The 5114-nt window shown below is 37.5% G+C and carries 3 protein-coding genes; 1 reads left to right on the plus strand and 2 read right to left on the minus strand.

All coding sequences use genetic code 11. The features are described from left to right. Nucleotide 1: 1 nt before the first annotated feature. Nucleotides 2–1204: an MFS transporter gene (locus AABI99_RS17435; RefSeq protein WP_338367391.1), complete on the minus strand. Its 1203-nt coding sequence runs from the start codon at nucleotides 1202–1204 to the stop codon at nucleotides 2–4. A 359-nt stretch (nucleotides 1205–1563) separates the two neighbouring features. Between AABI99_RS17435 and AABI99_RS17440 the strand changes: the two genes are divergently transcribed. Next, nucleotides 1564–2862: a PAS domain-containing methyl-accepting chemotaxis protein gene (locus AABI99_RS17440; RefSeq protein WP_338367392.1), complete on the plus strand. Its 1299-nt coding sequence runs from the start codon at nucleotides 1564–1566 to the stop codon at nucleotides 2860–2862. 120 nt (nucleotides 2863–2982) lie between these two features. Here the strand turns inward: AABI99_RS17440 and AABI99_RS17445 are convergent, their stop codons facing one another. Continuing rightward, nucleotides 2983–4902: a S9 family peptidase gene (locus AABI99_RS17445; protein WP_338367393.1), complete on the minus strand. Its 1920-nt coding sequence runs from the start codon at nucleotides 4900–4902 to the stop codon at nucleotides 2983–2985. Nucleotides 4903–5114: the final 212 nt, after the last annotated feature.

Genomic DNA, 5114 nt, shown 5'->3' on the forward strand with positions numbered 1-5114 from the left:
TTTAGCAAGTTTGTGCGGTAGGCTGTTGTTTATTAAGTTGCATGTAGCTTAAAAACCACATCCCTAAGCCGCCTAAAAACAACGCCGCTGCGACATAACCTGTTTGGTTAGGTGCTGCGCCTTGTGCAATGACAGCTCCGCCAACCCACGGACCGATAGCATTTGCCGTGTTAAATGCACATTGTACTAGTGCCCCAATCATTGCATGGCCCTCGGGGGCGACATCCATTAATAAAGATTGAATAAGTGTGGCTAAACCTACGCTGCAGCCAATAAAAAATATAACCGCATAAAGCAGCCAAATATTGTAACTTGCGCTAACGTAGGCAATGGCAAATACAATGGTGCACACCAGTGCAAGGCCTGTGGTTTTAATCGCTGATTTATCGGCTGCTTTACCTAAAATGTAATTACCTATTGTACACCCTACACCAAACATCACCATGGCAATCGAAATAGTATAAGGGGCTGTTTTTGTTACATCTAAAATAGTATCGGCTATATACGTATAAATACAAAACACGCCACCAAAGCCTATAATCACGATACCTAAAATAGACCACACCAGTTTATTTTTAAGTACGCCAAACTCGTTAAGTAAGTTTGATGGCTTCGCGTTATCAATATTTGGCACTACTTTGTACACAAATATAAACGCAATAAACGCTAAAATAGCTGCGCCCCCTAGGCAATAACGCCAGCTTAGGTTTTGCCCCACCAAGGTAACAATTGGCACGCCAACAATGGTTGCAATGGTTAAGCCCATAAATACTTTTGACATAAAGCTTGCCCGTTTACCCGAAGGGGCAATATCGGAGGCAAGTAAAATAGCGGCACCAAAGTAAGCACCGTGAGGTAAGCCACTTAAAAAGCGAAAAATAACCAGTTGCTCTAATGAGGTTGCTAATGCACTTAAGCCATTAGAAATACACATTAAACTTAAGAAAATCAGTAAAGCCTTGCGTTTTCGCATATTGGCCGTTGTAAGCATTAATACCGGCGCGCCTACTACAACACCAATCGCATAGGCACTAATAGCATAGCCACTTTGTGAAGGGGTTGAGCCAAACGTTTCACTGATCAGCGGGAGCATAGGCATCATTGAAAATTCTGATAATCCTAAAATAAACGTACCTAGTGCTAACACTAATAAAATAGCTGCTTTATTTAACTGATTAGATGCCGACGCAACATCTGCACTCATAGAAGATCCTTTAACTTTGATTTTAAAAATAGTGAATAGCTACACACAATGCGTGTGGAGAGTAAACATATATTAGGTGTGGAGTGTGTCAGTGAGGTGGCTATTTTAAGTTAAAAAGTGTACTACGTCATGTATAAAAAACAGTATTTTTTCTTGTTTTATATTTGTTAATTATAAAAAAGTGTTACTTTACATCTTAACTTATAAAAAGTTTTTATAATGCAGTTAACTAGCTAGCTTTTGACTACTCGCAGATAAAGAGAAAAGCACCTATATTTACAAATAAACAACATGTATTGCGATTTTATATATATTCGCTTTTTATTGTCATTGTATTATTACTCCTGAAGGTATAACAGATGTTTGGTTTCCGAAAAGATAACGCTAAAGTTGAAAAATTGGAATGTCAGCTAAAAGAAAGCAATTCAGTATTAACAGCTATTTATAAGCATGTAGCGTATATTGAGTTTACACCTGAGGGAAAAGTACTCGACGCTAACCAGCTCTTTTTAGATACCGTGGGGTACACAAAAGAGCAGGTAGTCGGTAACCATCACCGAATGTTTTGTGATTCTGACTATGCTGAATCAAGTGAGTACAGTCAGTTTTGGCAATCATTACAAGCGGCTAAATCTACTAATGGCACTTTTATGCGGTTTAAAGCCAACGGGGATAAATTGTGGCTTGAAGCAACTTACTTTCCTGTTGAAACCAACGGGGTAGTGACCAAAGTTATAAAAATAGCGTCTGACATTACAAAAAACTATGTGCAACGAAAATCCCAAGAGGCGCTCACCGAAGCGCTTGATAAGGCCCTTGCTACAATAGAATTTAATCCCGACGGCACTATTATAAAAGCAAATAAAAACTTTTTATCAACTATGGGTTATTCACTGTCACAAATAATTGGTCAGCATCATAAAATGTTTTGTACTGATTATTTTTATCAAAATAATCCACGGTTTTGGGAAGAGTTAAGTGAAGGGCAGTTTAAAGCGGGTAAATTTAAACGAATTACCTCTGATTGCTCAGAAATTTGGTTAGAGGCAACTTACAACCCTATTTTAGATGCTAAAGGTAATGTAATAAAAATAGTTAAATTTGCTTCCGATATTACCGAGCGGATAAAAAACAACGAAGCAGTTAGTGATGCTGCAAAAGTTGCTTATGAGTCAGCAAAGTCGAGCGCACAAACTGCTAACAAAGGCTCGGCGATATTACATGAGGCAATCTCAAACTCGGATGCAATTGTAAGCCAAGTACTCAAATCGGTTGATCTAATTAAAAACTTGAATGAACAATCGGCAGTTATCGGCTCTATTGTGTCGACCATAAGCAGTATTGCTGATCAAACCAATCTATTAGCGTTAAATGCAGCTATTGAAGCGGCACGAGCTGGCGAGTATGGACGAGGCTTTGCCGTGGTTGCCGATGAAGTGAGACAGCTTGCAGCAAGCACCAGCAGTTCAACCAACGAAATTGCAGCCGTAGTTAAAAATAATCAAGAGCTGACTAACGATATTTCAAAGCAAATTACCTCCGTGTCAGACTCCTCAGAGCAAGGCCGAGAGCTAATAGCGAAAGTGTCGGAAGTGATTCAAGAAATTGAACGGGGTGCTGATGCGGTGTCTGCAACAGTGTCTAAGCTTAATGTATGAGTGAATAAGTCTGAACTTTTAAACTCAAAGTAGTTCGTTTTTAAATTATTGGGGAAGGCAGGTATTATTATTTCGCTTATAACCTTCCTTCCCCTGGTTTGTACTTCAGGTGCTATTGCATTATTTTCCTAAATTATCTTCGAAGAAGCTTGCCATCTTAGTATAAAAGTCTGTTTTGTTCTTTGGCTGATGGTATCCATGGCCTTCATCTCGAACCATTGATTCATACGGGTAATCAATTTCATCTAATGCGTTAGTGAGTGCCTCAAACTGCTCCATTGGTACTCTCACGTCATCTTTACCATGAGCTATAAATAGACTGGCTTTAATTTTGTCAACATTAAAAGCAGGGGATCTACTTTTCATATCTTCTAAATCTTGTCCGTGAACCATTTCTAAATATTTCCTACCTGACTCAGATTTAGGAATGTCTCCGCTCTCTTTCATTTCAGGCAAAGAATATACCCCTACATACCCTAATGCACATTTATACAAGTCTGGTTCACGTATTACTCCCATCAAAGCTGCATATCCTCCATAACTACCGCCGTAGATACATATTCTTTCTTCATCTGATATGCCTTGCGCTATAGCCCAGTGAGTAGCGTCTGTTATGTCATCCTGCATTTCTCTCCCCCACTTTCTATAACCACTTTCTTCAAAGCTTTTACCGTAGCCACCTGAACCTCTAAAGTTCACTTGAATAACTGCGTAACCTAAAGAGGCAAGATATTGCACATCTCTTCTGTAACCCCAAAAGTCTCTAGGTCCATGAGGACCACCGTGGGCAACGACTATCGTTGGTAGATTTTTGTCTTCTTTGTTTTTAGGTATTGTTAAATAGCCATTTAATTCCATACCATCACGAGCTTTGATTCTAAAAGGTTCCATAGGTGATAAGTTTTCTTTTTTAATCTTAGGTGCTTGAGATGCAATAAAGGTTGCTTGTTTTTTTTCTAGGTCATATAAATAGAATGTGGTTGGAGTGGTGTCCGCCTCTACTTTAAAAACTGCTAAATTTTGACTTTTTGAATGGCTAGTGAACTCTAACCTATAGTTTTTAAAAGTATCATTTAAGTTTTTAAAGATTATATTTTTACCACTTGGGTCAAAGTATTTGTAGCTTGGGTAGTCTGGATCAAAGGTCACACCAATTACATCTCCATGTGGTCCTACTATTGCGTCCGTGATATCTACACTATCATTTGAGGCTAAAAGATTAAGTTTTTCAGTAGCAAGGTCGAAAGCGTAAATTGCTTTTGTTTTTCTTCCAGAATCATTAAGAATAAAAGCCTTGTCACCTTCTAAGTTCATACCAAGAAAAGCTAAGGTGTCGCCTTTTTGGTAATTTAACTTTTTAAGATTTAATGATTCCCAATCTCCTTTTACAGTTTTTTTAAAATAAACTTTTAGATCTCCTTTCCCTAGGCCTTGTTCTTTTTTTTCTTTATAGCTGAATGCAATTCTGGGGTTACCATCGATGTCAGTTGTTATTCCAAAAACATCCTCTTTAGGTTGCCCTGCTACATAATCCATCTTACCGTTGTAGATATTTAGTTTATGAACCTTTACTGCAAAATCATCATTGTAGTGGCCTTTAGTTACTAAAATATTTTCTTTATCATTAGGTAGAAGGCTAATAACGTTCATATATGAAGTATTTGAGAATAGGACTTCTCTTCGGTTAGAGCCATCGACATTTGATACAACATAGTATGGTCGCCCACCTTTTGTATCTAGATAGCCAACTGTCTTTGCAACCGTCATCATAAATCTTTCATCATTAAGCCACGTCACAGTCATTACTTTTTGATAATCACCGAAGGAAAAAGCAGATGTAGTTTTGCCCGTTTCTTTATTTAAGATAACTAATTTTACCTCATTACCTTCTTGATAAGTTATTGAGTAGAACTCCCCGCTTGGGGAGATTTTGACTTCGACGTAACCACCGGTATCAAAAAAGTCTTCGAGTGTATTCATACTAAATAAATTGAAGCTTATTAATAGTGAACATAATACTATTATTTTTTTTATTAACATTTCAGTTCCTTTTTATAGCTGGGTGAGTGCTATTGCTGTTAATTATTAAATGTTAGCACCTATTTTATTTTGTTTTTATCTTTAATTCCTCCTTTTTATGAAGTTTTTGTAATGATTTGTGAAATAGTTGTTTTTATTATGGTGGGTGGTACTCATGATTAAAGAGGGGAAGTCTCATTTTTAATTCAAAGTGCGACATTATGTCGCGCTAT

Origin of the sequence: uncultured Pseudoalteromonas sp. (assembly GCF_963922945.1) — a bacterium.
Lineage (GTDB): Bacteria > Pseudomonadota > Gammaproteobacteria > Enterobacterales > Alteromonadaceae > Pseudoalteromonas.

Bases quoted from the DNA above. Each gene is read 5' to 3' on its own strand.
- AABI99_RS17435 (WP_338367391.1), bottom strand. From the start codon at position 1,204: ATGAGTGCAGATGTTGCGTCGGCATCTAATCAGTTAAATAAAGCAGCT.
- AABI99_RS17440 (WP_338367392.1), top strand. From the start codon at position 1,564: ATGTTTGGTTTCCGAAAAGATAACGCTAAAGTTGAAAAATTGGAATGT.
- AABI99_RS17445 (WP_338367393.1), bottom strand. From the start codon at position 4,902: ATGTTAATAAAAAAAATAATAGTATTATGTTCACTATTAATAAGCTTC.